Consider the following 1,495-nt stretch of genomic DNA (forward strand, 5'->3'; position numbering starts at 1 on the left):
CTTCACATGCACGCCGACAAGGCCCGCCCGCTCAGCAACAGAGCGGGACGTCACCGGTCGGTCCAGGCCCGGCCTGGACCGTCGCCCCCGTCGCCGCTGAGGCGAACGGCGCGGGCACCAGGAAAGCCGCAAGAGCCAGAAGGGCGGCGGCAAAGAACTTCCGAGACATTAATTCCCCCGGTCGAATCATTTATCGGAACCCACCGGGACCGAATTTGATGAACCGATAGTGACAGTCGCGACCTAGCCTGTCAAGATCCCTAGTCATCGCGCGATCCGTCCGAATCGTCCGATTATGCACCCGGATCCACCCGACGGACGACCGGGCCCCCGCCGTCCGGCGGGGGTGCAAATGGGGCATAGCGGATAGCATGACTATCAATATTGACTATCGTGACTGCGGCTGGTCATTATTCGATCGTCCAGGCTCTTCGGGTCAGCCCCGAAGGGCGGGAGCTCAATCTTCACGAAGGGTGGTTCGATGGGCGACGACCTCCGCATAGGACTGGTCGGCCTGGGCTGGTTCGGCGGTCTGCACCTGCAGGCATGGTCCGGGATCCCGAACGCCGTGGTCACCGGCGTGTACGACGCGGACCCGTCCCGCGCCGCGGGCCTGGGCGCTCCGAGCCCCCAGGACGGCTTCCACGTCCACGCCGGCGACGAGCCCGAGCCGGTGCTGGACCCCGGCACGACGGTCTTCACCTCCCTGGACGACCTGCTCGCGTCCGGGATCGACGTGCTCGACGTCGTGGTCCCCGAGGGGAGTCACGCCGAGTGCGTCCGGCGCGGCCTGGAGGCGGGCGTCGACGTCATCGTCGAGAAGCCGCTCGCCCTCGATCCCCGAGAGGTCCGCGAACTGGTGGACCTGGCGGCCGCACGGGGCCGCAACCTCTACGTCGGCCACATCCTGCGCTTCGATCCCCGGCAGGCGGTGCTGCGCGCGCAGCTGGAAGGCCGGGAACTGCGGCACATGACGCTGCGACGGCTGTTCCAGCCGTCGGCCCTGGAGGTGTACGGACGCGTCCACCCGCTGGACACCGCGATGATCCACGACATCGATCTCGCGATCTGGTACGCGGGCTCCCGCCCCGACCGCGTCACCGCCTTCGCGACGTCGTGGTACGGCCGCGCGTACCCGGACGTCGTCGACCTGGTCCTGCACTGGGACGGCGGCCTGCGCGCCGTCATCGGCAACTCCTGGCATCTGTCCCCGAGTTGCCCGTACGGCTTCACCTTCGAGTGCAGCATCCAGAGCGAGGGCGCCACCTTCACCTCGCGCAACGAACCGGACCTCCACGTCTGGGACGAACAGGGCGTCCGGGTGCCCGACCTCTTCTTCTGGCCGTACCACTCCGGTGCGCGGCACGGCGCGCTCCGCGACGAGCTGCAGCACTTCACCGACTGCGCCCGGGCCGGGGGGGGCGGCCGGCGCGGGGGCGGGCCCACCGACCACCCCGCCGGGGCCGCGCTGCGCGGCCGGTGCACCGCCGTACCC

Annotated in this window: 1 protein-coding gene; it reads left to right on the forward strand. The window is 69.6% G+C overall.

The annotated features are described in order from the left end of the window. Window positions 1-481: 481 nt before the first annotated feature. Window positions 482-1,495: Gfo/Idh/MocA family protein (locus ACFV0G_RS17350; RefSeq protein WP_380547684.1), on the forward strand; the 1,014-nt coding region annotated here is incomplete at its 3' end.

This window comes from Kitasatospora sp. NPDC059571, assembly GCF_042735675.1.
GTDB lineage: Bacteria > Actinomycetota > Actinomycetes > Streptomycetales > Streptomycetaceae > Kitasatospora.